General features: G+C 54.0%; 25 protein-coding genes and 1 tRNA gene. 7 read left to right on the top strand and 19 right to left on the bottom strand.

What is annotated here, in order from left to right; all coding sequences use genetic code 11:
- Positions 1–35 precede the first annotated feature (35 nt).
- From JYB84_RS08240 to dnaQ, 12 genes are all read right to left on the bottom strand, one after another.
- Positions 36–1931 carry a cation:proton antiporter gene (locus JYB84_RS08240; protein WP_207322921.1) on the bottom strand — a complete coding sequence of 632 codons (1896 nt, stop codon included), beginning with the start codon at positions 1929–1931 and terminating at the stop codon, positions 36–38.
- Positions 1932–2017: 86 nt separating this feature from the next.
- Positions 2018–2539: a GrpB family protein gene (locus JYB84_RS08235; protein ID WP_207322920.1), complete on the bottom strand. Its 522-nt coding sequence runs from the start codon at positions 2537–2539 to the stop codon at positions 2018–2020.
- 81 nt (positions 2540–2620) lie between these two features.
- A complete protein-coding gene (locus JYB84_RS08230) occupies positions 2621–3022 on the bottom strand; it encodes a GFA family protein (protein ID WP_207322919.1) in 402 nt (133 codons plus the stop codon).
- Between the two features lie 45 nt (positions 3023–3067).
- Entirely contained in the window at positions 3068–3487 is a 420-nt protein-coding gene (locus JYB84_RS08225) for a GNAT family N-acetyltransferase (protein WP_207322918.1), read from the bottom strand.
- A gap of 122 nt (positions 3488–3609) precedes the next feature.
- Complete coding sequence (locus JYB84_RS08220) at positions 3610–4641, bottom strand: DUF2157 domain-containing protein (protein ID WP_207322917.1); 1032 nt, start codon at positions 4639–4641, stop codon at positions 3610–3612.
- Positions 4642–4736: 95 nt separating this feature from the next.
- Positions 4737–5468, bottom strand: a complete 732-nt coding sequence (locus JYB84_RS08215; RefSeq protein WP_207322916.1) for a glucose 1-dehydrogenase — start codon at positions 5466–5468, stop codon at positions 4737–4739.
- Positions 5469–5579: 111 nt separating this feature from the next.
- Entirely contained in the window at positions 5580–5984 is a 405-nt protein-coding gene (locus JYB84_RS08210) for a GFA family protein (RefSeq protein WP_207322915.1), read from the bottom strand.
- Positions 5985–6129: 145 nt separating this feature from the next.
- On the bottom strand, positions 6130–6480 hold the full coding sequence (locus JYB84_RS08205) for a helix-turn-helix domain-containing protein (RefSeq protein WP_407696020.1): 351 nt from the start codon (positions 6478–6480) through the stop codon (positions 6130–6132).
- Between the two features lie 377 nt (positions 6481–6857).
- Complete coding sequence (locus tag JYB84_RS08200; RefSeq protein ID WP_207322914.1) at positions 6858–7382, bottom strand: lipocalin family protein; 525 nt, start codon at positions 7380–7382, stop codon at positions 6858–6860.
- A gap of 255 nt (positions 7383–7637) precedes the next feature.
- A tRNA-Asp gene (locus JYB84_RS08195) sits at positions 7638–7714 on the bottom strand.
- Positions 7715–7848: 134 nt separating this feature from the next.
- Entirely contained in the window at positions 7849–9141 is a 1293-nt protein-coding gene (locus tag JYB84_RS08190; protein ID WP_207322913.1) for a TIGR03503 family protein, read from the bottom strand.
- Positions 9142–9150: 9 nt separating this feature from the next.
- Entirely contained in the window at positions 9151–9879 is a 729-nt protein-coding gene (dnaQ, locus tag JYB84_RS08185) for a DNA polymerase III subunit epsilon (protein ID WP_207322912.1), read from the bottom strand.
- 72 nt (positions 9880–9951) lie between these two features.
- Here dnaQ and rnhA point away from each other — a divergent pair, with 72 nt between their 5' ends.
- Positions 9952–10428: a ribonuclease HI gene (gene rnhA / locus JYB84_RS08180; protein WP_207322911.1), complete on the top strand. Its 477-nt coding sequence runs from the start codon at positions 9952–9954 to the stop codon at positions 10426–10428.
- Here rnhA and JYB84_RS08175 read toward each other — a convergent pair.
- Positions 10413–11315 carry a LysR substrate-binding domain-containing protein gene (locus tag JYB84_RS08175; RefSeq protein WP_207322910.1) on the bottom strand — a complete coding sequence of 301 codons (903 nt, stop codon included), beginning with the start codon at positions 11313–11315 and terminating at the stop codon, positions 10413–10415. The two genes, rnhA and JYB84_RS08175, sit on opposite strands and share 16 nt — an antisense overlap.
- Positions 11312–12025, bottom strand: a complete 714-nt coding sequence (locus tag JYB84_RS08170) for a methyltransferase domain-containing protein (RefSeq protein ID WP_207322909.1) — start codon at positions 12023–12025, stop codon at positions 11312–11314. Before JYB84_RS08170 ends, JYB84_RS08175 begins: the two co-directional genes overlap by 4 nt.
- A gap of 158 nt (positions 12026–12183) precedes the next feature.
- Between JYB84_RS08170 and gloB the strand changes: the two genes are divergently transcribed.
- Together gloB and JYB84_RS08160 are read left to right on the top strand one after the other, a co-directional pair.
- Positions 12184–12990 (top strand): hydroxyacylglutathione hydrolase, encoded by an 807-nt coding sequence (gloB, locus tag JYB84_RS08165; RefSeq protein ID WP_207322908.1) that lies wholly within the window; start codon positions 12184–12186, stop codon positions 12988–12990.
- 104 nt (positions 12991–13094) lie between these two features.
- Positions 13095–14630 carry a LysM peptidoglycan-binding domain-containing protein gene (locus JYB84_RS08160; protein ID WP_207322907.1) on the top strand — a complete coding sequence of 512 codons (1536 nt, stop codon included), beginning with the start codon at positions 13095–13097 and terminating at the stop codon, positions 14628–14630.
- Positions 14631–14756: 126 nt separating this feature from the next.
- On the opposite strand, the gene JYB84_RS08155 is transcribed toward JYB84_RS08160, so the two are convergent.
- Genes JYB84_RS08155 through JYB84_RS08145 form a run of 3 tightly spaced genes read right to left on the bottom strand, consistent with a single transcriptional unit; the run spans position 14757 to position 17667 of the window.
- Positions 14757–15338: a BsuPI-related putative proteinase inhibitor gene (locus JYB84_RS08155; RefSeq protein ID WP_207322906.1), complete on the bottom strand. Its 582-nt coding sequence runs from the start codon at positions 15336–15338 to the stop codon at positions 14757–14759.
- Positions 15338–17155 carry an AsmA family protein gene (locus JYB84_RS08150; RefSeq protein ID WP_207322905.1) on the bottom strand — a complete coding sequence of 606 codons (1818 nt, stop codon included), beginning with the start codon at positions 17153–17155 and terminating at the stop codon, positions 15338–15340. Before JYB84_RS08150 ends, JYB84_RS08155 begins: the two co-directional genes overlap by 1 nt.
- 20 nt (positions 17156–17175) lie before the next feature.
- On the bottom strand, positions 17176–17667 hold the full coding sequence (locus tag JYB84_RS08145) for a putative 4-hydroxy-4-methyl-2-oxoglutarate aldolase (protein ID WP_207322904.1): 492 nt from the start codon (positions 17665–17667) through the stop codon (positions 17176–17178).
- Positions 17668–17862: 195 nt separating this feature from the next.
- Between JYB84_RS08145 and JYB84_RS08140 the strand changes: the two genes are divergently transcribed.
- The 3 genes from JYB84_RS08140 to JYB84_RS08130 all read left to right on the top strand — a co-directional run bounded on the left by JYB84_RS08140 (position 17863) and on the right by JYB84_RS08130 (position 20807).
- Positions 17863–18180, top strand: coding sequence for a hypothetical protein (locus JYB84_RS08140; RefSeq protein ID WP_207322903.1), 318 nt, complete (start codon positions 17863–17865; stop codon positions 18178–18180).
- 309 nt (positions 18181–18489) lie between these two features.
- A complete protein-coding gene (locus JYB84_RS08135) occupies positions 18490–19482 on the top strand; it encodes an ABC transporter substrate-binding protein (protein ID WP_207322902.1) in 993 nt (330 codons plus the stop codon).
- Entirely contained in the window at positions 19479–20807 is a 1329-nt protein-coding gene (locus tag JYB84_RS08130) for a diguanylate cyclase domain-containing protein (RefSeq protein ID WP_207322901.1), read from the top strand. Before JYB84_RS08135 ends, JYB84_RS08130 begins: the two co-directional genes overlap by 4 nt.
- A gap of 1 nt (position 20808) precedes the next feature.
- Here JYB84_RS08130 and msrQ read toward each other — a convergent pair whose 3' ends face one another.
- Together msrQ and msrP are read right to left on the bottom strand one after the other, a co-directional pair.
- Positions 20809–21414 (bottom strand): protein-methionine-sulfoxide reductase heme-binding subunit MsrQ, encoded by a 606-nt coding sequence (msrQ, locus tag JYB84_RS08125; RefSeq protein WP_207322900.1) that lies wholly within the window; start codon positions 21412–21414, stop codon positions 20809–20811.
- Positions 21414–22436 (bottom strand): protein-methionine-sulfoxide reductase catalytic subunit MsrP, encoded by a 1023-nt coding sequence (msrP, locus tag JYB84_RS08120; RefSeq protein WP_207322899.1) that lies wholly within the window; start codon positions 22434–22436, stop codon positions 21414–21416. The genes msrQ and msrP overlap by 1 nt, the downstream gene beginning before the upstream one ends.
- A gap of 178 nt (positions 22437–22614) precedes the next feature.
- Between msrP and rmuC the strand changes: the two genes are divergently transcribed.
- Positions 22615–24093, top strand: coding sequence for a DNA recombination protein RmuC (rmuC, locus tag JYB84_RS08115; RefSeq protein WP_207322898.1), 1479 nt, complete (start codon positions 22615–22617; stop codon positions 24091–24093).
- Positions 24094–24098: the final 5 nt, after the last annotated feature.

Genomic DNA, 24098 nt, shown 5'->3' with positions numbered 1-24098 from the left:
TTCAGGCACTCTCACTCCAAAGCAAACAAATGAACTCAGCCGGCGGGCATCTGTCCTTCCCTGTCTTCCGCCCTTGCCTGCTCCACCTCCGTTTGCTGCGTCCGCTCCAATTCCTGCTGCAGTTTCTCCTGCTGCTCTTTGGCACACTGCTGAGCTTCCAGTGGGATCAGACTCAGCAGCTCTATGCCAGATTGCGGCAACTGCTCCGTGCCTGTGACGACAAAGAGTTTGTCATTTTTGAGATACACCAAAGGCAGCACTGTATCGCCATAACGCTGTTTGAAATCGCTCAGGGTAAAGTTATCCCGCAAATTGGTGCTCTTGATAATGGCGCCCTTGGCCATCAGGCTGGCCATTTTGGCGTAAGAAACCCCCTCACCGAACAGGCACAGGCGCTTCATATAAGCCTCGGAGGCTTGATGACGGGCACTGCCGGGTTCCATATTATTCAGGCCAAACACCTTGTTACGGCCGTAATAGTCCTGAAAATGAAAGCTGACCAAGGGGTTAAGCTGCTTGTAGGGCGACATCACCAATACCCTGCCTATGCCGGTCAGATCGAGATAGGTTTCGGCATGCTCAGAGGCGGGATTGCCGAAATACACAGGGATATTGTCCATCCTTGCCAGGCGGATGTTGTTCCAGTTGGTGTCGCTCAGCACCACACGGATATTGCGCGCCAACAGCAGCTTGGCCAGATCCCGGGCAAAAGAGGAGGCTCCAAAGATAAGTAGCCCCTGAGCAGAACCCGCCCTGACATTCAGCATCCGCGCCCAGCGCCCGGCGGTTAAACTCTGAATAACCACTGTACCTATGATGATAAGGAACACCAGGGGCACCAGATTGTCGGCCCCCGGCACCTGCCTGGCCTCCAGTTTGATGGCGAACAGGGAAGATACGGCCGCGGCCACTATCCCCCGTGGCGCCACCCAGCTAAGAAACCACTTCTCCCTCGCCCCCAGTGAGGTGCCTATGCCGGACACCCACACGCACAGCGGTCTGGCTATCAACATGGCCACCAACAACACGGCCAAGCCGCCCCAGCCCAGATCCAGCATGGCATTGGAATCCAGCCGTGCCGCCAGCAAAATAAACAGCGCCGAGATCAGCAGCACTGTCAGGGTTTCCTTGAACTCCAGAATGGATTCAATGTCCACCCCGCGCATATTGGCCAGCCAAATCCCCATAACGGTGACGGTCAGCAGGCCGGACTCTTCCTGCAGCAGGTTGGAGCCGACAAAGGTGCCGAGCATCACAGTCAATACCGCGGTATTTTTCAGGTAATGGGGCAAGAGATCCCGCCGCAGCACCCATCCAATGCCATAGCCCGACAGGACACCGAGCCCAATCCCCAGCCCCAGCATGGATCCCAGAGCGGTGAGCAAATGTGTGGTTTGATTGTTGCTGACACTGATAAATTCAAATACCAGCACCGCCAACATGGCGCCAATGGGATCTATGACTATCCCTTCCCACCGCAGGATCCCGGCCAGCTGGGAATGGGGCCGGACGCTGCGCAGCATGGGGACTATCACGGTTGGGCCTGTGACCACCACCAGGGCGCCAAACAAGAGCGCCAGCGACCAGTCAAACTCAAGAAAAATGCGGGTAGCCAAGCTGATACAGCCCCAGGTGATCAGCATGCCCAAAGTGACCAAGTGGGTCACCATCCGGCCATAGTCTTTGATTTCGTTGAAATTGAGTGTCAGCGCCCCCTCGAACAGTATGACGGCAACCCCAAGGGAAATTATTGGAAACAGCAGATAACCGAACAGGGCATCGGGATCGAGCAGTCCCACACCGGGCCCGAGCAGCAAACCGCACAGCAGCAAAGGCAAGATCGCCGGCACCCTGAGCTTCCATCCCAGCCACTGGCACAGCAGTGACAGTACCCCTATCAGTGCCAACATGGCGGTAATACGTTCGACCATGGGGTCTCTCCCTGAAAAAGCCTTCAGCGGTCAAGATAGCAGAAGCTGATGACAATTTTCGCTTTTTCCGGGACCAGGCGGTTTCGTTAGCGGCGGGTATACCAAGCCAGCGCCAAGGTCTCGTGTTGACCTATGAAAGCATCTTTTCCTGCCTGATAGGACTTGGCGTCGTGCCAGTGCTCGGCGGCGAGTGCCATTTTCAAACCGGCATAGGCCTGCACCACATCAGGATGTGCCCTCAGATAGTCCCGAAAGGCCAGATGGCGCAGCACTTGCGCATCGCCTGCCCGAAATACGTGGATATGATGGGTCCGTCTGGCACCGCCCTTTCTGAAGTAGCGCCGCCCGGGGATGCCGTTCTCACCCTTGGCCTCATAGCCCAGGGCCGTCATGGCGTGCTCGCAGCCGTCAACCTCAGCCAGAGAATGAACGGCTATCAGAATATCCAATATGGGTTTGGCGGCGAGCCCCTCGACCGAGGTACTGCCCATATGGTGGATCTCCAGGGCATTGGTACCAAGTGCCTGCTGAAGAGCCACTTTCTCCTGTTCAAATAATCGGGGCCAGGCAGGGTCATATTTCACCACCGAAATCTCTCTGTGCCCCATTGCTTTAACTCTTCCTCTCTCAATCCTATGCATAATCGGCTGAGAGCCAAGACGCTATCGCATAAGCCCATCGCATTTTGATCATAAGCTTCTGTCCGCCGGGTGATTGATCCCGTCATTGGTCACGACGTCACCGAGGTCAAATGGGTTTACTCCCTCCAGGCAGCCGAGATTATAGCCATATTCCTCAGGGTTGGAGCGGCGTTGATGATGGGTATAGACGCCGCAGATGGAGCAAAAATAATGCTTGGCAGTCATGGTGTTGAACTGGTACAGCTTGAGCACCTCGGCGCCCTTGATAATCCTGATGCCGTCCAGCTTAACCGACGCCACTATGGCGCCCTTTCGGCGGCAAATGGAGCAGTCGCAGCGGCGCGGATTTTCCACGCCAAAGGGCAAGGTCAATTCCAACTCAACCGCGCCGCAATGGCAGCTGGCCCTGTGCAGGGGGTTGATTTCCGTGTCACCGATTTTTCGATACATGCATTACTCCAACTTGAGGCTCGACAGCCTTTCGGCATTAACAGGTTAAACAAAACGGCACATACCCAAACCAAGCGACTCGCCATCGCGCCTGGCATAACCGAAGCTATCGTAAAAACCTTCCTTGCCTCTGGCGGCCAGCAACCCTACGGTGGCACCGCTTCGGCACACCGACGCCAAATAGGCTTCTATCCTGTCCATCATCTGCTTGCCCAAGCCCTGCCCCTGATACGCGGGATGCACAATGAGGTCCTGAATATAGAAATACATGGCGCCGTCCCCTATAACCCTCCCAGTTCCCACCAACTGCCGTTCACTGAAAACCGATACCCAATATCGCGAATTCTCTATGCTGGCGGCCAACAGGTCGGCAGTGGGATTGTTCCAACCCACCAGGGTGCGCAGTGCCGCAAACTCGGCGACTGCCGGTGGTGCATCCCTGAATTCAAAAGTCATTGAGGTCATACGCTTATCCTGTCCTGTTTAAGCCAATCGATTTAAGGCGCAGTGTCCGGGCAATCCTTCAACAATTTCGCCGGCCAATTGCATCTGAGCCATGTTGCTGAGCCATGCTGCCCAGCCAAAAGTCACAGGCTTCTGGCTTCCAATAACTCCCGCAAGGATTCGGGCAGCCACTGCCTGGCTCTGTGGGTGAGGCTCTTTTCATGCTTCTGCCACAGGATCCCCAGATATATCACCCCGAGTCCTATGGCCGTCAGCGCCACCGGGAATAGCCAGCTGTCCTTGAAGATATCGGAGGCCAAATAGCCCAGATAGCCGCAGGCGCCCAATGCACCGAAGACCACAAATACCCGCCGAACCAAAATAACACCGATGCCAATCATCAGCAGATTGATTGAGAAATACAGAAACTTGGATAACTCACTGTCTGAGTCCTGCATCGAGAGTCCGCCCCAGAAGGCGATAACCCCGAAGATATAAATCCAGAAGGCATAATCGGCCTTGTGTCTGGCCCTGATATCGACCCAAAAGGCCAGGGCTATCATCAGCAGGCCGCTGTACATGGACACCAGAGACCGCAATTCCCAATCAAAATCGCCGCCGGAAATCATGGCACTGATATCCATGGTCATATACCAGAGCGTCGCCGCTATAGGCATGATAAGGAAGGGGTATTTGTAGCGCCAAGCCACCAGGGTGCCCACAGCCAAGGTGCCGAGCTCCATATACAACCAGTGCCAACGGATATACCTGTGATAATCACGATACACACTGTCATCTGGCCAGACACCAAGCCATTGCTGCAGGCCGTAAATGGCGAGCGGCGTCAGGCACACCACAAATACCGCGCAAATACCGGCGGGAATATTGAGGCTGCGGGCGGCAAGCTGGTGGGTGATGGTTAATCCCATCGCCGCATACAGAATTGAAATCAGCACTATGCCGGCGCCGCCGAAGTTTTCCCAACCCAGATTCATAAACAGGGTCATGGCGCCTATGGCTATCATGCCCCCGAGGTAATAAAGCACATGGGTGAAGGAAAACCTGGGCGCGTCCTGTGACCTTGCACTAAGGAAGGCATAAAGGGCATCGGCCTGCCCGGCGGAAATAATCTGCGCCTCAACGGCATCCGACAGCTGTTTGCGGGTCACTTGCATGGTTTGTCTCCCTTGAGCTCATTCGCTCTGACATTTAAGCCGGCTATCTCACATAACTGCATCGGTTTGATGCCTTTGGCCATTATTTCAGGCCCTTATCTGCCACCTGCCAAATCGATAAAAGATCCGGTCACATAGGATGCCTCGTCCGACAGCAGCCAGAGTATGGCATTGGCCACCTCCAGTGGCTGGCCACCGCGTTTGAGCGGAATCTGCGCCGCCAGCCGCTCCACCCGTCCGGGCTCGCCGCCGTCGGCATGCATATCGGTATGGATAAAACCCGGCCTGACGGCGTTGACCCGAATGCCCTGGCCCGCCACCTCCAGCGCCAGCCCCTTGGTGAGGGTATCCATGGCCCCCTTGGATGCCGCATAGTCCACGTATTCAAAGGGCGAGCCGGTGCGCGCCGCCGCCGAAGACACGTTCACTATGGCTCCCGGCCCCTGCACTCTTCTGAGGAAGGCCCTTGAGCACAAAAAACAGCTGCCAACATTGGCCGCCATCACCTTGTTAAAACGCTCAAGACTCATCTCCACCAGAGGCATCTGGGTGAACAGCACTCCGGCGTTATTCACCAGATGAGTGACGCTGCCATAGGTCTTAAGCGTGGCATCAAACAAGGCCTCCACTTCAGCTTCCAGCGACACGTCCGCCTGAAACGCAAATGCCCTGCCCCCAGCCCGGCGTATCTCGGCCACCACCTGTTCGGCACTGGTCTTATCCGCGCGGTAATTCACACACACGGCATAACCTTGTCCGGCCAGCAATTTGCAGGTGGCGGCACCTATTCCACGGCCACCACCTGTGACTATGACAACTTTATCCATCTCTGCTCCTGCCGGATTGCAATTATTTGACTTAAACTCTTTTTATTTCAATTTTTTATATTTGAATGTTTTATGGTTCAATTTGTTGGCATCCCACCAGCATGAGATTGATTAACGCCCAGGTTCGTGGGCGTCATATCTGGGCAGCTCAGCGTCCAAATCGTCCCAGTTTGCCTTTGACGAGACAAAGTTATGGGATAGCGGCCTTTCGACTATGTCCGAGTCCAAAATTCCCAGCCGTAATCTGAGTTTATCCGGCGCCAAGGCATTACTGCTGTAGATGGGTGAGGCGCACAGTTTACAAAAGTGGCGCCGCTTTCCGGGTGAGGTTTCAAAAAAGCCTATGGCGTCCAGCCCGGTGGTAATGAGCAGATCTTGGGTCCGGATAAAACCGTTGGTGGCGTAGGCGGTGCCGCTGTTTTTTCGGCACTTTGAACAATGACAATGAATAATGGCATCAATGGGCCCTGACAGCGTCAGGGTCACCTCACCACAAAGACAACTTCCCTGGTACATAATTTTCCTTTTTTACTTTCTTAACTTTCTTAACTTTCTTAACAAACGGTTCTTACTGCCCGTTGTTATACTCAACAGCGGCGTCAATATAAATCAACGGCCCAGTGTAGCGCTTATCATCTAAACTGAGCCAGACGAATTAGGCTTACCAATAGCCCTTACTGTCCATGTAGGCAACCACTTTGGCGCTGATATAAGCAAACAGCAAATATTCAATGTACGCCATTTCTTTGGGACGCTTATTCACTCCCCAAAGCAGCCATCGAATATAGATTGGTTCTGCTTTCCAATAATCCGCGTCTTTATCAATCACAGTCACTTCCTCCGTTAACGTCGATATATCGATTTCGAGTACAGAGGCAAGGGCCTTGAGCGTTTCCAAGCTGGCCTTATTACCGGCTTCAACCCGCTGTATGGTACGTAAGCTTAACCCTGACAGTTGCGCCAATTGCTCCTGCGACCAATGGTGTCTCTCACGTAACGTCCTGACAATCATAACGACTCCTGCACTTTTAACGACGCCAGCTCTCTTAACACCCCCCGCGCTCGTAACGAGAGCAAATGTGCTTAAAAACAAGCGTTGTCGGTGACGACAGTCAGCCGCCAATCATATGACAGCAACATAAGCTCCTGCGACCAATGGTGTCTCTCACGTAACGTCCTGACAATCATAACGACTCCTGCACTTTTAACGACGCCAGCTCTCTTAACACCCCCTGCGCTCGTAACGAAAGCAAATGTGCTTAAAAACAAGCGTTGTCGGTGACGACAATCAGCCGCCAATCATATGACAGCAACATAAAATACCATGTAGAGCAAGGCGATAGATAAGATCGGCGGCAAGACCTGCGCAAATACGCCGGTATCGTTCCGTCATTGGGATGGAGTATGCTCAACGAATATCAAACGGCTGGTGTCAAAACCGCGTTGCGCCGACATCTCTGTAAATCTTTTAATGACGTCGGCATCAACAGTGGGGGTTCTGGCTAAAAGCCATAAATAATCTGTGTTCGGCCCGGATACAAAGGCGTAATCATAGTTGTCATGATCCAGTCCAAAAATCACGTAGGAACCATAAAACGGACCAAAGAATGACACTTTCAAATATCCTTCGTCCTTTGAATTCACAAAGTAAGCCTTGCCTTCAGCCTCCTGCCATTGTTTTTTGACATCCGAAAAGCCCCGATTGAGCACCCTTACGCCGCCGTCACTGTTAATACTGTACTCAGCGGTAACCCGGCTTAAACCGCGCTCGAATGAGTGATCCAAGCGGGCGATTTCATACCATTTACCCAAGTAGTGATTCAAATTGAATCCGGTCACCGGCGTAACCGTTGGCGGCATACCCAAACAACCGTAAAGAACGATGGAAACAATAATCAGCAGCAGTTTTTTCATCCACACCTCCAGGCCTCATTCACATCAGCATTCAGGACAGTATGCTCTCACGGCAGTAAGCAGCAACGCCATGCATTCCGAGTTACTGCCGCTCAGGTAATAACAGCGTAGCAGCTAAAAAAGAATATCAATGGTCCGGAACATGCCAGCAATTAGAGAAGGATAGTGGGAATGGTATTTGAGCCGCAAATGGGAGGCATTTTTGAGGAGGGATAAAACAAAAAACCCCACAAGCAATTGTGAGGTTTAATGTAGTGGCGGAGCGGACGGGACTCGAACCCGCGACCCCCGGCGTGACAGGCCGGTATTCTAACCAACTGAACTACCGCTCCACTCGATGGCGGCAATATTACAAATGAGCGCCAACTCAGGTCAACGGCTTTTTGTTCAAGGCCGAATCAATCAGTCATTTTTTAACCAGCGCCCAAGAGTGTCTCTTAGCTCAGTGAAATTCCAATTAAATCACTCAGTCTTCCGGCATGGTCAGGTCAATTTCATCCAGCAGTTCGGTATTGGACTTGGTCTGCTTGGCTGCCTTTTCTTCCTGTAACTTGGCCTCAGCTGCAGCCAGCGCCATCAACATGGCCTGACGTTTACGCCAGAAAATGATGCCCACTATACCCAACACCAGCAGCACAATATTGATAGCTATGATCCACTTGATGGCAACTGCCCTCGCCTGCTCCTCGGCCAGTGCCGCGGCCGCAGCTGCCCGGGCGGCCAATTCTTCCGGACTCGGGGGCGGGGCCGGAGGCTCAATCAGGTTAAAAAACATTTCCGGCAGCTTGATCACCAGTTCGCGTCCTGTGGTACTGGTGGAAAAGACCTGGCCCTTGAGGCGATAACTGCCAAACAGACTGACCACGGGCAAATCCAATACAGCCTTTGAAGCAGGCATGCCATGCATGCTGACCGGCAATTGCAACCCTGCCGGCCCCACCATTTCGAATTCAAAATGGGTATCTTCCAATCGCAGTTGGGTGTCGTCCACATTCAGCTCCATCTGGTAGTGGCCGCTTTGGGGATCTTCGGGATCGAGCATTCTGGCGCTGACCGGCATGGGTGACAGCACGAAGGGCATTTCGAGCTCACGCTCAAACACATTGTTACGGGCCCGCACCTGGAATTCATAACGGCCCCAGGGTTGATTGAGGTTAATGTCACCGGTGAATACCCCATCGTCCGGGCGCTCATCCAATGCCTCACCATCATCCTTATAACTGCCGACGGTGACAGTGCCGGCGGCAAAGTTCTCATCGCCGGGTTGATGATCGCTGACAAATCGGGCGGTCCATTCCACCAGGTAGTCCAATCCGGGCATACGCAATCGCTGCTCATCGCCCATCAACTTGGCCACCACCTTGATGCGCTCCCCCTGGAACAGGGGTTGGGGTAAAGGGTCAACTTCTATGTTGAGCTTACTGACCTTGAGGATCCTGGAGCCTTTGACGACCCTGCCCAGCAGCTGCCAGGGACCGGGTTGGGGCTGGGGTATGGTGATAATGTCACCCGTGATCCCATCCACCCACTTCACCTCCTGCGGATGGCGGCTCGCATACCATTTACTGCCGTCCGGCTGCACGACTATCACAGGTGCCGAGCCGTACTCCCGCTGCACCACCAGGGTCAGTTCATCCACCATGTGATCGATGCGAAAACGGTTCTTGAGCTCGGATGCCTGCTCCTTGGGCACGACATCGGCCCTGGCCGTCAGGCAGCACAGGGCAAAGAGCAAAACGCTTAAGAGTCGTGAGGTCATGTTATGGCTTTATCCCCGCCAGAGGCATTTCCCTGATTTGGCCACCAAATCAAGTCGTTGTTCATGGTTACTCAGTTCATCGGCCGATGCGGCGATCACTTTAAGGGCGGGACGATTTTGTGGCAGACGCACTATGCCGCCTTCCTGTTGTCCGGCCTGCTCTTCCACCAGATTAAACTTGGTCTGGCCGCCGGTCATAATCAGGTAAACGTCGGCCAGGATCTCGGCGTCGAGCAAAGCGCCGTGGTATTCGCGGCGGGAGTTATCTATGCCATAGCGTTTACACAGGGCGTCCAGGTTATTCTTTTGCCCGGGATGCAAAAACTTGGCTATGGCCAGCGAGTCCAGCACCTCGCAGATATCCGTCACCACGGGCCCTTTGGGGCTGAGCATGGAGAACTCGTGGTTGATAAAGCTCATGTCGAACGAGGCATTGTGTGCCACCAGTTCGGCGCCGCGGATAAACTCGATAAATTCACCGGCGATTTCGTGAAACCTGGGTTCATTGGCCACCCTTTCATTGGTGATGCCGTGAACCTGTATCGCTTCCTCGTCAATGGCTTGACCGGGATTGATGTACTGGTGGAAATAGCGCCCGGTGAGGCGACGGTTAATGACCTCGACGCAGCCTATTTCGATGATCCTGTGTCCCAGATAAACCGCTCCGGCCCCTTGGTTCATACCCGTGGTTTCGGTATCCAGGATGATCTGCCGCTCGGCAGAAGAAATGATATTCATAGGATTTTACTCGCCTTTTGGGGGGCAATTGAGGTTATACTCGCCGTGCATTTTGACTATGGTATCAACTTGATGACTGAACTGAAACTGATCCAGATCTACACCGATGGCTCCTGTCTTGGCAATCCCGGTCCCGGTGGATATGGAATAGTGATGAAATACAAACAGCACCTCAAGGAGCTTTCCGGTGGTTTTGCCCTTACCACCAATAACCGTATGGAGCTGCTGGGCCCCATTATTGCCCTGGAAAGCCTCAAGGAACCCTGCCGGGTGATACTGACCAGCGACAGTCAGTATATGCGTCAGGGCATTACCCAATGGATCCACGGCTGGAAGAAAAAGGGTTGGGTGACAGCCAGCAAAACCCCGGTGAAAAATGTCGATCTCTGGCAGCGACTGGACAAGGCCTGCCAGGGGCACCATATCGATTGGCGCTGGGTCAAGGGCCATGCAGGACACGAGGAAAACGAGCGCTGCGACACCCTGGCACGCCAGGCTGCCGAAGCCAACCCAGTGGCCCAGGATACGGGCTATCAGCCCGGTGCCTGAGGAATATTGAAGAAGTTCTGGCAAAAAGTCACAAAGGTCTGGGCCAGTGCCGTGCGGCTGCGGCCTCTGTGACTGATAAGGAAGAACTGGCGCGACAGTGACAGCTCGGCAATATCCACCAGCGCCAGCTCCCGGCGCAGCAATTCCCGCTCCAGCGCCAATTCAGACAAGACTCCCAGGCCGGCCCCCTGCTTTACCGCCAGCTTGATGGCATCTGCCGTGCTGAAACAATAACGGGCCTGGGGATGGATCCCCAAACTGTGGGCCGCATTGACGAAATACTCCCGGGTACCCGAGCCCTCTTCCCGCAGCACCCAGGGCATTTGGGCCACTTCCGCTGCGCTGACGGTTTTACCCGCCAGCGGATGGGCCGGATGACAAAACACCTTGAGATTGTCACTGAGCCAGGGGCTGACATTAAGGCGCCTGTCAACGCAGTGCCCCTCGATAAACCCCAGTTCGGCCTGGAACTCCGCCACCTCAGTAATTACCTGGCTGGTGTTGTGAATGGCCACATCTACCATGGCATCCGTGTGTTGCTGACCAAATGCCACCGCCGCCCGTGCCAGCAGGTAATTGCCAATGGTGGTGCTGGCACTGACCTTGAGTTCACCCTGAATGGCATGGCTGCCGCAAAAAACCTGCTCCAATTGTTCGGCCCGCGCCAACAGATCGCTCGCCAGCGGCAGCAGCTGGCTGCCCTGGGCATTGAGCCGCAGCCTATTGCCGACCCGCTCGAACAGGCGGGTATTGAGTTGTTTTTCAAGCTCCCCCAAGGCCATAGACGCCGCAGGCCCGGACAAGCCCAGACGTTCGGCGGCCTTGGCCACCTGACCCGAGGTGGCTATGGCTTCAAAGACACTGAGCTGCTTGAGGGTAACTCTCATGGCTCCTGAACCCTGCCGGCACGCCCCGCCGTGGTGGCGGTGGACCATTTGGGTTGCCGCACCCGGCGTTTTTCCATTATGGGTGTCAGCGGCGAATCCAATTTGCGCGCCACCAGCATGTACAGACTGCCTGCGCCCGGCAGCCAGGCCTCCAGGGATTCCTGCCAGAATCCAAACCTGTCGGGGCTGCCGATTAGGGGGTGGTAGAAAAAGCGTTCATCGGCCAACACCTGATAGCCCAGCAGCCCCAGCCAATCGCGGATCCGCGACGGCAAAAAGAAATGGCCACACCAGGGCAATTGCTCCCGATACCGCGGCAGGAGCTTACCCATAAACGCCGTGCTCAAGGGGTTGAACCCTATGATAAACAGATAGCCACCGCTGATCAGCACCCGGTCGGTTTCACGCAGGATTTGATAGGGATTGGCCTCGAACTCCAGCAGCATGTTCATCAGCACCGCATCGATACAGGCATTTTTCAACGGCAATTGGCCATAGTCTGCCACCAGGCCGGCATTGTCGCCGGGATGGATACGGATCTGGTGTGCTATGGTGCAGGCTCGACTGTCGAGATGACTGCTCAGGGGGCCGAGTTTCAGCAAATGGTAGCCGAACACCCTGGGCCACCAGGCAGACAGGGCGCGCTCGACCGCCTGTTGCAGCATGGGTTGTGCCGGAAGTTGTTGCCAATGCGCCGGGCTGAGCGACATGAATTCTGTCCCTGTGGTTCCTGTTAGTCTCAAGCATACCCCATAGGGACGGCTTCGCTAACCCCGTCTAATCACAAATCTACAGATAACATACGCTTGGCTGCGCAGTCTGCGCTGGGTACACTGACAGTCAGAAGCAGAAAAAACAGGACGCCCCTATGTTGCAGGTCTACCCTATTCCCGCATTCAAGGATAACTATATCTGGCTGTTAAATCGCGCCGGCAGCTCAATCGCCTGGGTGGTCGATCCGGGGGATGCTGCACCTGTCATTACCGAACTGGCAGCCAGGGGACTGACACTGGAAGGCATACTGGTTACCCACCATCACTGGGATCATACCGGCGGCATTGAAGCCTTGCTGGACTATGCCTCCAACACTCAGGGCGGCCACAAAATTCGGGTGATCGGGCCCCGAAATCCCGCCATCGCAAACGTCAGTGAAAGGGTCAGCGAAGGTGACTCGCTTCATTTAGGATCGATTTCCGAGGGCGACACAGCTACAGCAATAAAGGTACTGGAGGTTCCCGGCCACACTCTTGACCACATTGCCTTTCTGATAGGCGATGCACTTTTCTGTGGCGATACCCTGTTCAGCGCCGGTTGCGGCCGGCTTTTTGAAGGCACAGCGGCACAGCTCCATGAATCCCTTGCCAAGCTCGAGGCCCTGCCAGGCGATACCCGGGTGTTTTGTACCCACGAATACACAGAGGCCAATCTCAAATTTGCCCTGACAGCAGAGCCCCAAAATACCGCACTCGCCGACTACGCCGACTGGGTAAAACAGCAACGCTCCGAAGGACTGCCTTCACTGCCAAGCTCGCTGGCAAGGGAGCTTGCGATAAATCCCTTTCTGCGCACCGGCACAGACAGCATTCGTGCTGCCGTCGCCCACCACAGCGGTATAAAGCCCAAGGATGATGTGCACACCCTGGCACTTTTGCGCCAATGGAAAGACATCTTCTGAAAACTGATTTAGAATAGCCGCCTTCTGAACAAACAATAAACAAAGCTTTCCATAAGGAGGGCCGGTGACAATTTTGTCGCCATAAATGAGGGTTGCCATTTTCAATGCGAGTATCTTGTTATCTATTGGCAGGAAGTCTGTTCCTGCTCGGCGGTTGCCAATCACTTGATTTGTCGGGCAAAAACGACGCCCGCGATACCGAAGAAGACATTCAGCTACAGGGATCAACTGCCAAGGTTGAGATCCAACCGGAAGAAATCCGCTTTCCTGTGGCCGCTTCCGATGTGTGGCAAAGACTCAGGGACGGCATGGCCCTGCCGGTTCCCGACATCAAACGGGTCAATGACTACCGCAATTGGTATCGCAAGCATCCCAAGCATTTGGAGCAGGTCTCGGCCCGCGCCGAACCCTATCTGCATTTCATCGTTGAAGAACTCGACAAACGCGGTCTGCCGCTGGAACTGGCACTCTTGCCGATCGTTGAGAGCGCATTCGATCCCATGGCCTATTCCCATGGCGCCGCCTCGGGACTGTGGCAATTTACCACTCCCATGGCCCGCTACTTCGGGCTCAAGATGAACTGGTGGTATGACGGTCGTCGTGACGTGCCCGCAGCCACACTGGCGGCACTGGACATGATGGAATACCTGTATCGCAAAACCGGCAACAACTGGCTTTATGCCATTGCCGCCTACAACACGGGCGAAGGCCGGGTACTGAGCGCGGTGCAGCGTAATAAAAAGAAAGGTTTGGCAACCGACTTCTGGTCTCTGAGCTTGCCAACCGAAACCGAGCGTTACGTTCCTCAGCTGTTGGCCCTGGCCGACGTTATCCGTCACAGTGACGATTATGGTATTTCCCTGGCGCCCATCGCCAACGAGGCGACCATCAAGGTTGTTGATGTCGGCAGCCAAATTGATTTGGCTCTGGTGGCAGAAGCCGCCGACATGAGTCTTGGCGAATTGCAGGCCCTTAACCCAGGTTTCAATCGCTGGGCCACGCCGCCCAAGGGCCCCCACAAGCTGGTTCTGCCGGTGGACAGGGCCGACGAAGTCGCCGGAGCATTGGCCGCGATTCCGGCAGACGAGCGCATCAGTTGGCTCAGGTATAAAATCAAACCCGGTGACAGCCTGAGCACCATAGCTGACAGGTTTCACACCACGGCGGCGGTTATCAAGTCGCTGAACCAGTTGGAAAGCAATCAGATCCGCGCCGGTAAACACCTGATGGTGCCCGCCTCGGCCCGGGCCGAAACCCAGCCCTTGCCACAGCTTGCAAGCAAGCCCAAAGGCAAGGTCAGGTTGGAATACAAGGTCAGAAATGGGGATTCCCTGTGGCTGATAGCCAAGCAGCATAAGACCAGCGTCAAGCAACTGATCAAGTGGAATCGTCTGGATGCCAAGGGCACGGTCAGACCGGGCCAGACCCTGGTGCTGTGGCAGCAGAGCAACACTGCGGCAGACAGGTTGCGCACGGTCAACTATAAGGTGCGCAGCGGTGATTCTCTGGCCCGTATCGCCAAAAAATTCAAGGTCAAGGTGGCCGATCTCATCAGCTGGAACGGCCTTGGCGAGGACAAATACCTTAAACCTGGGCAAATGCTGAAGCTCTATGTGGATGTGATTGAGGTCAGCAGTTAAGCCCTGTGTTATGGCCTGTGTTATAGCTTAAGTTATGGCTTGAGTTATGGTCTGAACGGTGAAATGAAACAACGTAATTGAAAAAGGGCAGCCGAGGCTGCCCTTTTTATTTCCAAGCCATCCGGCTTACAGCGGCAACAGGATTTCCGGCAAGGCTTCCAGTCGGCTTTCCGTGGGTTTGCCGGCAAATACGGCCTTCAACATGGTCCCACCCTTGTTGAGTTCTTTCCTGGGAACCATAAAGGTCAATCGATAGCTGGCACCGGCAGCCATCACCAGATCCCGGAGCGCCTGGGTGAACATCATGTCATTTGACCAGGCCCACAGCCGTCTGCCGTCCGCCGCCAACAGCCAAAGATCGGCGGTCATGCCCGAATTAAACCTCAGCGGCACCCCGTATTGGTTGGGGTTGCTCACTTCCAGGGTTACCTTCAAGCCCTTTTCCTCCAGGCCGTGGATAACCAGTTCGGCCTCAAGCAAGCCCTTCACCTTGATACTGCCCTGCTTTGGCAACTTGATGGGATGCAACTGGCTGTTGTTCATGGTGACCTCCCTGGCCAAAGGTGCCACCTCGGCCTCGGCTCTTGGTGGCGCCATGCGCGCCGGTGGTTGCCTGGCCTCAGGTGCGACGGTTTCCGCGGTTTTGGCAGTGTCATGGCCTTGTTGACAACCACAAAGCAATGCCATCAGAACTGCAAGGCTGCGCATCAGTTACCCCCCAGTTTTTTCAGCAATGAATCCTTGAGTTTATCCTTCAGCTTGTCTTTGGCCTTGTCCGCTTCCTGTTTTAGCTTGGCATCAAACAGTGCCTGGGTATCGAGGGCAAACTTGGGATCCTGGAAACTGCCTGTGATGGCGAGAGGAATATCGACACCGCTCAACGCACTGTCCCCCCCCTGTCCTTCCAGGGTCGCCACCAGGCGTGTCATCAGGCGATAATCGATTTCCTGTTCAACCAACTTGGCATTCCCTGAACCACTCAGTCGAACCAGAGGCGACAACATACTGAGATCCGGATTGTTTGCCACCCCATCCTTGATATTCAAGCTGCCACTGAGCTTGGAAAAGTCCGTCTTGCGCTCCTCCGGAGCGGCCTCTGTACCACCCTTAAGTTTGGCTTCGGCACTCCTTACCATCTGCGGAATGTTGACCCCATAGAGAGCGCCATCTGCCACGTCGAAGCTGCCATTGGCCAGCAGATTACGCTTGATATTGTCCGGCAGCAGACTGTAGCCCTTGCCCTTAACCTCTATATGGGCCGTACCCGCGAGCAGCTCCACATCGGCGGCGTCCTTGAGCAGCGGCAACAGTTGCACACCCTCAATGGTTTTTTCAAAGTTGTAACTGGCAACGGGTTTACGGCCATCGATGGAGGCCGATGCCTTGAGTTTGCCCTGATACAGATCGGCGGTCATTGAGCTGATGTTCAGCACCCCACCTTTGAGGCTGGCTTTCATCAGCCAATTACTGCTGCTGACGCCCATGACCTTAACCTTGCTGACCTTGATGTCGGCAGTGAGATCCACCGCCTTCATACCGCGCAGATCGGGCTCTTCTGCCTTAACCTTGGCTTCCCCGGCCTTGGCCTCTGCTTCGGAGGTTGCGGGCAACCAGGCATCGACATCAAGATCCCCCACTTCCAGAACCAATGACAGAGACGGTACCTTGGCACCATAGTTGGCCCCGATTTGACCTTTGGCAGATATATCACCGATGTTGAGTTCTTCGAGGATCAACTTCAGGCTCTTGTCCTTGAGCTGCGCTGTCAGGGCACTTTTTGAATTGACGCTCAATTCGCCCTTGGGCAGGGCTGCACCTTTAAGAAGCTGCTCCTGGGTAAATTCCTTTATCTGCAGTTGCGCCATATCCTTGCTCAGCAGCAACTGACCTTTACCGTCGCTGCTGGCGGTCATATCCCCCAAATCCGCCTGGAAGCGATAGGAAAAGTCGGCAAAGCTGCCAAGGCTGAACTGTCCCAGCCGGAAGGATTCCAGCGCCAGTTTTGACTCGGAATCAGCGCTGTCATCACGGATATTGATACGGGCATTTTCGATGGTCACACCGCCGATATCGAATTTTTCCAAGCTGAGCGTACCTGTGTCGCCGGCGTCCGCGCTCTTTGGCTCCTCAGCACTCCCGGCCAAGCCATCCAGGCTTGACGCGCCGTTTTTGAGGGTGACCAAATTCACTTCAAGGCCCTCAATCCTGACTTCTGCGATTTCCACTTCTTTCGACAACAGCGGCAGTAACTTGACTTCGGCTACCGCCGCGTCAATCCGGACCATATCGGCCGGAGTAAAGCCCTGGGGATTGCCGAGACTTATGCCCCCCAGCTTGATGCCAATAGAAGGAAAAAAAGTCCATCCCAAGGGATCCGCAATGGTAAACTCACGTCCGGTTTGCTTTTTAACCTGATCCACAATACGGGGTTTGAAGTCGTTAAGATCAAATATCAGGGTAACGTAGGCCACCAATGTCGCCAGCACCACCACAATACCTATGGCCAGCCATTTAAAAAATTTCATCACTTCAGTCCTTTTCAGTCTTACGCCCCAGTTATTGACAATAACTCACGGGAAACCGCCACGCCATTTTCATCGGCATACAAATACCAACCCGGTTCAATGGCAACACCGGCAATATCAAGGACGACATCCGTCTCCCCAAGACCCCGCCGGTCTGTTTTAATGGGCACGACTCCCAAAGCCTTAATGCCAAGAGACAGAGTCCTCAGGGTCGCCACATCCCGCACCGCGCCGTAAATAATGACACCGGCCCAGCCATTGTTTTGGGCCGATTCGGCAATCATGTCACCCAGCAATGCCCTCTTGAGGGAGGCGCCACCATCCACCACCAGCACCTTCCCCTGTCCCGGAGTAGCCAATAGTTCCTTGACCCTGGAGTTGTCCTCAAAGCAACGAACCGTCACTATCTCGCCCCAAAATGGCGAAGGACAACCGAAATGCTGCCAGGTAGCAGGCAATAAAGTTAATTCATCCGGAAAACTATCGAACAGATCGGGCAGCAGGTCCAACATAGTACACTCCGTGTTATATTCAGTTAATAAACATCATCTTACATTATTACTTTAGCCTTATGCCCCTAAAGCGACAAGCCTTAATGTCAAAGGGCTTTTCCCGGCTAAAAATACCCTCTATAATCAGTTTAACCCCCGGGAAATTTAATTCTCCAAACCTGCGTTACCCACATATCGCATCAAAGTGAAACTTACATGACAACTGACATCGATTTACAATCTGCTATTGCTGCACTTGATGAATATGGATATGAAAAGAAGTTATCAACGGATCTTGAACAAGCCAGAAATAAGCAGCAAATGCTCAAATATTTACAGTCTTTGGATTACAGCCTGAGGCGTATGCTGATCCTTCAGGAAGCAGTCAACGAATTGGTTGAAGAGAAGAAATCGCAATTGGCTTTGCAGGAAAATATCCAGACCTATAAGACCAAGGTGATTAATTTAAGCCGCGAATTGAACATGTCCTATAACGAAGTGCTGGAGTTAATGGCACGAATGGACAAGCGGTAATTTCTCAGACCTCAATCCTTTAGAAGTCCAATTAATATATCTCTACTTCGTCGGGCATTGATGAAGACCAACAGCCTTTTTTAAGAAAGTAAAACCCACTTTCCTTTTTTAATAGAAGGCGGATATTGTTAATGAAAGGCTTGCCCAAGGCAGGCCTTCTTTATCGTCTTTTCGTCCTGCGACGTCTTACCTCCCCTGCGCGCACTGGCATTCCCCTCACCAAAGACAAAATCTTACCGCCGTCATGGTAAGCGATAGAAAACCCACTACACTTTAGTCTACCCCTACCAACAAACTATTGAATTGGGAATGAAAAAAACGCTGATCCCCGGTTGTCTACTGATACTGGCCACCATCGCAGTGCTCTGGTGGAACCGTCCCATTACCGGGCATCAGGTGCAGACAGTCAGGATTGCGATATCCACCACCCCCTTATCTGCACCCTTGATAATTGCGAGCCATCTTGGGCTATTTGATGCCCAGGACCTCAGGGTCGAGCTGTTGCCCGTTCGCGGCGGCAACAAAACCTTTGACATGATGATCAATGATAATGTGGATATGGCCACCAGCTCTGAGTCTGTGGTCATGTTCAATGCCTTCAGTCGGGATGATTTCAGTGTCCTGGCAAGCTTTGCCACATCCAACAATGATGTGAAGCTTATCAGCCTCAAACAACCGGGGCAGACATCGGTACCGGATTTGGTGGGTAAACGCGTTGGCGTGGTGAGTGGCAGTGCCAGCGAGTTTTTCCTCTACTCATTCAGTATCCTGTCGGGGGAGTCATCGCCGGGGGTAGTGATTGGATACGAGGCCATTGAGGAGCTGGCACCGGCGCTGCTGGCGGGTGATGTGGATACCGTTTCCATCTGGGAACCCCATGCTTTCCAGCTATTGGACTCCCTGGGCGACAGGGGATTCCATTTTCCCGCCAGAGGCTACTACAACCTTTCTTTCAACCTATTGGCCAAACGCAACACTGCCATCAGTCCGCAAATACAAGCTCGGGTCCTGAGGGCACTGGAGCAGGCTATTCAATATATTAACGATAATCCCGAGTTATCCCGAAAGATGGTCGGCGAATATCTGCAGCTTTCGGACGATGAGTTGAAACACACCTGGCCTGATTACGTTTTCAGTCTGACGCTGGATAATACCCTGATTGCGAACATGCTGATCCAGGCCCATTGGGCGACCCAGTCCGGCTACACCAGCATTCTTCAAGTTCCAGATTTCCGCAGATTTGTCGATAGCAGGGCGTTATCGGCTTTAGAGCAATCCAATACACCGGGAGATGGCCTATGACCATCTCCAGCCGCCTCAAGACCATGGTGCTGTTTTCCGCCACCATTATTGCCCTGGTGTTGCTGTCGTTACTGCGGATAGGCCAACTGCACAGTCAGGATTATCGGCATCAGATGCAGGTGCAAAAGGTACAGCAAGAGGTGGACGCGCTGCGCAGCCAGCTGTGGCAGCTGCAGCAATATCAGGACATGGATGCCATCAACGGCGCCATCAGGCTCAGCCAATCCATTGCCGCTGAGCTCGCCTTCATGCAGGGCTTTGGCTACAACCTGCGTCACGAAATGATCAATAACATCATCAAGAAAAACGATGATCTCAACACCCTGTTGCAGCTTTATTTAAGACACGATCAAGACACTGCATCCATGTCCATCACCAGTCCGCAGGGCATGTTGCACGCGAGGTTCAACACAGGTATCCAGGCTATCGACGAAGAGTTGATGCGTTACCGCAGACTGCATATGGATTACGCTGCGGTCAATCAACGCAATTTACTCTTTATCGCCGGTACCCTGTTGGTGCTGGCAAGCCTGATCCTGACCCTGTTTACCTTCAGCACCCTGACCCAATTCCGCCATAGCCTGCAATCCCTGGACAGCGGCATAGATGCCATGGCTGATGGTGATCTTGCCAATCCGGTCAAGACCTACAACAAGGATGAAATAGGTGACATAGTCAGTCATTTCAACTACATGAAGCATATGCTCAATCAGACCACCATCAAGCGTGATGAGTTGCAGAAAGAAGTGGAACGCCAAACCAGGGAACTGAGAAACCAGAAAGAACAGCTGAGATTCCTCGCCGAACACGATGAGTTGACCCAGGTCCACAGCCGCTATGCCTTCAAGCAACTGACAGAGCAGGCACTGGTGCGGCTCGAATGCAACGGTGGTCGCGGTGCACTCTTGTTTGTGGATTTGGATCAATTCAAACCCATCAACGACATGTATGGGCACGGCGTTGGCGATATAGTGCTCAGGACCATGGCCGAGCGGCTGCAGCACTCGGTGCGTCGTTCGGACATAGTCGGCCGCTACGGTGGCGATGAATTCGTGATTTGGCTCGATGATCTGCAAAACGAAGAAGAACTCACCAAGGTCATAGACAAGATCTTGCAGCAGCTACACCAGGCCGTCAGCATAGACAATCTGCAACTGCTGCTGAACCTCAGCATAGGCGTGGCCTGGTACCCCAGAGATGGTAAAGATCTGGAATCACTGCTGGAGGTGGGAGACTCCCACATGTACAAGGCCAAACGCAGCCAGGCCGACGACGATCGACCCGGAAAAATCCACGGCCTGCCTCACCCCGATTGCCAGGATTGAGTCAGGCGGTAATAGACAACCAGCGCATCAACCGATCGCGACGCAAGTAAAGCAAGAGTATAAAAGCCCCCAGGTAGATGGATGGCTCTATGATTTCCGATTTCACCGACCAGAAATAATGCACCGGACCCAGCATGGCCGCCAGATAAACCCAATTGTGCAATTGCTGCCAGCGGCGCCCCATCTTTCGCTGCGCGGCCTTGAATGAGGTCAGCGCCAGCGCCGTCAGGATCAGCAGTCCACTGGCACCGACCACCAGATAGGGCCTCTTGACGATTTCAGACAACAACATCGACCAGGCAAACAGGAGATCGAGACTGAGGAATGCCAGCAAATGCAGCACGCCGAAGGCAAAACACCAGAGCCCCAACAGGCGCCGACACTGGATCAACAGTGGCCACTTGAGCCAACGGGCCAGCGGTGAGACGCACAGGGTCGCCGCCAACGCATTGAGGGTGCCCTTGCCCGTGTAATGAATAATAAATTGCACCGGATCGCCGCCGGCATTATCGCTCATCACCTGAAAAATCAGCCAACACAGCGGCAAGGCGCAAGCAAGATGCAATAGGGCCTTGAGCCAGGGAAGTTGCTTTGGCGTCAGCCGCATCAGAAATGTGTCCTCAGATCCAGTCCCCGATACAGCTCGGCGACATAGTCACCATATCCGTTGAACATGCGGGTTGGGATCCGCTCGGCGGAGAACAAGCCACCGGGACCGATGCGGCGCTCACTGGCCTGGGACCAACGGGGATGATCCACTTGCGGATTCACATTGGCGTAAAAACCGTACTCGTGGGGCACCAGGCGATTCCAACTGGTGGGCGGCTGCTTGGCAAGCACGCGGATTTTCACTATGGACTTGATGCTCTTGAAGCCGTACTTCCAGGGCACCACCAACCGAATCGGCGCGCCGTTTTGTGGTGGCAAGGTCTTGCCATAGAGCCCAACAGACATCAGCGTCAATTCATTCATCGCCTCGGCCAGGGTCAGGCCCTCCACATAGGGGTAATGAATGCCGCCGCCCATCAAGCGGTTCTTTTGTCCCGGCATTTGCTCGGGGTCAAACAGGGTTTCAAAGGCCACATGTGTCGCTCCGCTCTTGACCCTGGCCTCCTTCAGCAGCGCTGCCAGTGGGAACCCCACCCAGGGCACCACCATGGACCAGGCCTCAACACAGCGCAGACGGTAAATGCGCTCCTCCAGGGGATAACGGCGTAACAGATCGTCAAATCCCAGGGTCAGAGGCTTATCCACCAAACCTTCGATCGTCAGTTGCCAGGGGTCGACCCGCATGCCCTGACTATTGGCAGCAGGATCTTGCTTGCCGGTGCCGAACTCATAAAAATTATTGTGTCGTATCACCTTGGTTTCCGGCGTTAACGCTTCATCTGTGACAAAGCCGCTCGCCTTGGCGTACTCCAGCGCCTGAGTGCTGAACTCCTTCGGCTTGCTGTCACCAAACAAATCCAATATGCCGGCATGCACCTGGCCCGGTAAACTGGCGCCCACGGCGCCCATACCCAAAGCCTTGATAAGCGCCCTTCGTTCACGAAACACGGCTTCCGGTGTCACCGCGGCTTCCGATTCCTGCCACTGTGCCCGTGTCAGTATCCCGCGGCTGAATGTCATTTTCTTCATCCCTACGCCCCACAATTGCGACCTGTGACAATAAGACAGCATAAAACCCAAAATGCTTTCAGTCGTACCCACATTTGCACAAGTCTTGCCCGTTTGGCGCGCCCGTGCTTGAAGCCCAATGGCCGACATGCCATGCTGGCAACCGGGTTTTGACTTATTCGGATTTTCCATGGCTTTCAGCGCTCTTGACTTCAGTATTTCCCAATGGATTGCCATCGCCGCCCTGTCCTTTCTGACACTGCTTTTGGGTGCCTTGCTGAACCAAAAACTGACCCGCAGCCGTTGGGATATGCTCAGTGAACGTCAGCAACTGCAATGGGCTGAACGGGAAGAATTGCTCAATCAGGAATTGGGCACCGGCAGGCAGCAACTGGAGCTGGCTCGCCACAAGCTTGAGTTGCTGCACCAGAGCTATGGCCAGGCCAAGGCAGAGGCCGAGCGGATACCTGCACTGGAACAGGAACTGGCAGACAATCGCCGCCGTTTGATGGAATGCCAATTGGCCCTGTCCAAGTCCAATGCCATGCAGCAAACCCTGAGCGCCAAATTCGATGCAGAAAAACAGGCACTCGCGGATAAGCTGCAGTTACTTGAAAATGCCGAGACCCGGCTGAATCAGCAATTTGAAAATCTTGCTAACAAAATCTTTGAAGACAAGGCAAATCAGTTCCAAGGCCAGAACAATCAACAACTCAACGCACTACTGGGGCCCTTTAAGCAACAACTTGAAGGATTCAGGCAGCAAGTCAATGAATCCTATTCACGGGAACAGAGTGAGCGCAGCGCCCTCAAGCACCAATTGGAAACCCTCAAAGAACTCAATCTGCGTATGAGCCAGGATGCCATTAACCTGACCAATGCGCTCAAAGGGGACAATAAGCAACAAGGCAATTGGGGAGAAGTGATACTGGAGCGGGTACTCAGTGAAAGCGGCCTGCGTGAAGGTCACGAATATCACACCCAGGCACAGCATAAAGATGACAAGGGCAAGTTGTTCAAACCCGACGTGGTGGTGCACCTGCCCGGCAACAAGGACGTGGTGATCGATGCCAAGATGTCTCTGCTGGCCTATGAGCGTTGTTTCAACGCCAGCGACGAAGACAGCCGCCAGGCGGCCCTGAAGGAGCATGTGCAATCGGTGCGCAACCATATCAAGGGGCTCAGCCTGAAAGATTATCAGCAGTTGCATGGACTCCAGAGCCTGGACTATGTGCTAATGTTCATCCCGGTAGAGCCGGCATTTTTGCTGGCATTGGAGCAGGATCCAACCCTGGTGAATTACGCACTGGAACATAATATCATGCTGGCCAGCCCCACCAATCTGTTGGTAGCGCTGAGGACAATTCACAATATCTGGCGCTATGAGTACCAGAATCAACATGCCCAGCAGATAGCCAAAGCCGCCGGCAGGATCTATGACAAATTGTGCGGTTTTTTGGATGATATGGACAAATTGGGCCGGACGCTTGAGAGTTCACAAAAAAGTTTTCAAGCCGCCATGGGCAAGCTGGTAAGCGGTAAAGGCAATTTGGTTCGTCAGGCACACCAGATGCGCGAACTCGGGGTGGACACCAGCAAGCAACTGGAACGCGCCCTGTTGGAAAAGGCATTGGATGACACACTGGAGACCATGCAGCCACCCGAGTAGTTAGT

Origin of the sequence: Shewanella cyperi, from assembly GCF_017354985.1 — a bacterium.
Lineage (GTDB): Bacteria > Pseudomonadota > Gammaproteobacteria > Enterobacterales > Shewanellaceae > Shewanella > Shewanella cyperi.
The sequence above is the reverse complement of the archived record's forward strand: the minus strand, read 5'-3'. Positions and strand labels throughout refer to the sequence as shown.

Coding starts and splice junctions, on each gene's coding strand:
- JYB84_RS08240 (WP_207322921.1), bottom strand. CDS start 1,931: ATGGTCGAACGTATTACCGCCATGTTGGCACTGATAGGGGTACTGTCA.
- JYB84_RS08235 (WP_207322920.1), bottom strand. CDS start 2,539: ATGGGGCACAGAGAGATTTCGGTGGTGAAATATGACCCTGCCTGGCCC.
- JYB84_RS08230 (WP_207322919.1), bottom strand. CDS start 3,022: ATGTATCGAAAAATCGGTGACACGGAAATCAACCCCCTGCACAGGGCC.
- JYB84_RS08225 (WP_207322918.1), bottom strand. CDS start 3,487: ATGACCTCAATGACTTTTGAATTCAGGGATGCACCACCGGCAGTCGCC.
- JYB84_RS08220 (WP_207322917.1), bottom strand. CDS start 4,641: ATGCAAGTGACCCGCAAACAGCTGTCGGATGCCGTTGAGGCGCAGATT.
- JYB84_RS08215 (WP_207322916.1), bottom strand. CDS start 5,468: ATGGATAAAGTTGTCATAGTCACAGGTGGTGGCCGTGGAATAGGTGCC.
- JYB84_RS08210 (WP_207322915.1), bottom strand. CDS start 5,984: ATGTACCAGGGAAGTTGTCTTTGTGGTGAGGTGACCCTGACGCTGTCA.
- JYB84_RS08205 (WP_407696020.1), bottom strand. CDS start 6,480: ATGATTGTCAGGACGTTACGTGAGAGACACCATTGGTCGCAGGAGCAA.
- JYB84_RS08200 (WP_207322914.1), bottom strand. CDS start 7,382: ATGAAAAAACTGCTGCTGATTATTGTTTCCATCGTTCTTTACGGTTGT.
- JYB84_RS08190 (WP_207322913.1), bottom strand. CDS start 9,141: ATGACCTCACGACTCTTAAGCGTTTTGCTCTTTGCCCTGTGCTGCCTG.
- dnaQ (WP_207322912.1), bottom strand. CDS start 9,879: ATGAATATCATTTCTTCTGCCGAGCGGCAGATCATCCTGGATACCGAA.
- rnhA (WP_207322911.1), top strand. CDS start 9,952: ATGACTGAACTGAAACTGATCCAGATCTACACCGATGGCTCCTGTCTT.
- JYB84_RS08175 (WP_207322910.1), bottom strand. CDS start 11,315: ATGAGAGTTACCCTCAAGCAGCTCAGTGTCTTTGAAGCCATAGCCACC.
- JYB84_RS08170 (WP_207322909.1), bottom strand. CDS start 12,025: ATGTCGCTCAGCCCGGCGCATTGGCAACAACTTCCGGCACAACCCATG.
- gloB (WP_207322908.1), top strand. CDS start 12,184: ATGTTGCAGGTCTACCCTATTCCCGCATTCAAGGATAACTATATCTGG.
- JYB84_RS08160 (WP_207322907.1), top strand. CDS start 13,095: ATGCGAGTATCTTGTTATCTATTGGCAGGAAGTCTGTTCCTGCTCGGC.
- JYB84_RS08155 (WP_207322906.1), bottom strand. CDS start 15,338: ATGCGCAGCCTTGCAGTTCTGATGGCATTGCTTTGTGGTTGTCAACAA.
- JYB84_RS08150 (WP_207322905.1), bottom strand. CDS start 17,155: ATGAAATTTTTTAAATGGCTGGCCATAGGTATTGTGGTGGTGCTGGCG.
- JYB84_RS08145 (WP_207322904.1), bottom strand. CDS start 17,667: ATGTTGGACCTGCTGCCCGATCTGTTCGATAGTTTTCCGGATGAATTA.
- JYB84_RS08140 (WP_207322903.1), top strand. CDS start 17,863: ATGACAACTGACATCGATTTACAATCTGCTATTGCTGCACTTGATGAA.
- JYB84_RS08135 (WP_207322902.1), top strand. CDS start 18,490: ATGAAAAAAACGCTGATCCCCGGTTGTCTACTGATACTGGCCACCATC.
- JYB84_RS08130 (WP_207322901.1), top strand. CDS start 19,479: ATGACCATCTCCAGCCGCCTCAAGACCATGGTGCTGTTTTCCGCCACC.
- msrQ (WP_207322900.1), bottom strand. CDS start 21,414: ATGCGGCTGACGCCAAAGCAACTTCCCTGGCTCAAGGCCCTATTGCAT.
- msrP (WP_207322899.1), bottom strand. CDS start 22,436: ATGACATTCAGCCGCGGGATACTGACACGGGCACAGTGGCAGGAATCG.
- rmuC (WP_207322898.1), top strand. CDS start 22,615: ATGGCTTTCAGCGCTCTTGACTTCAGTATTTCCCAATGGATTGCCATC.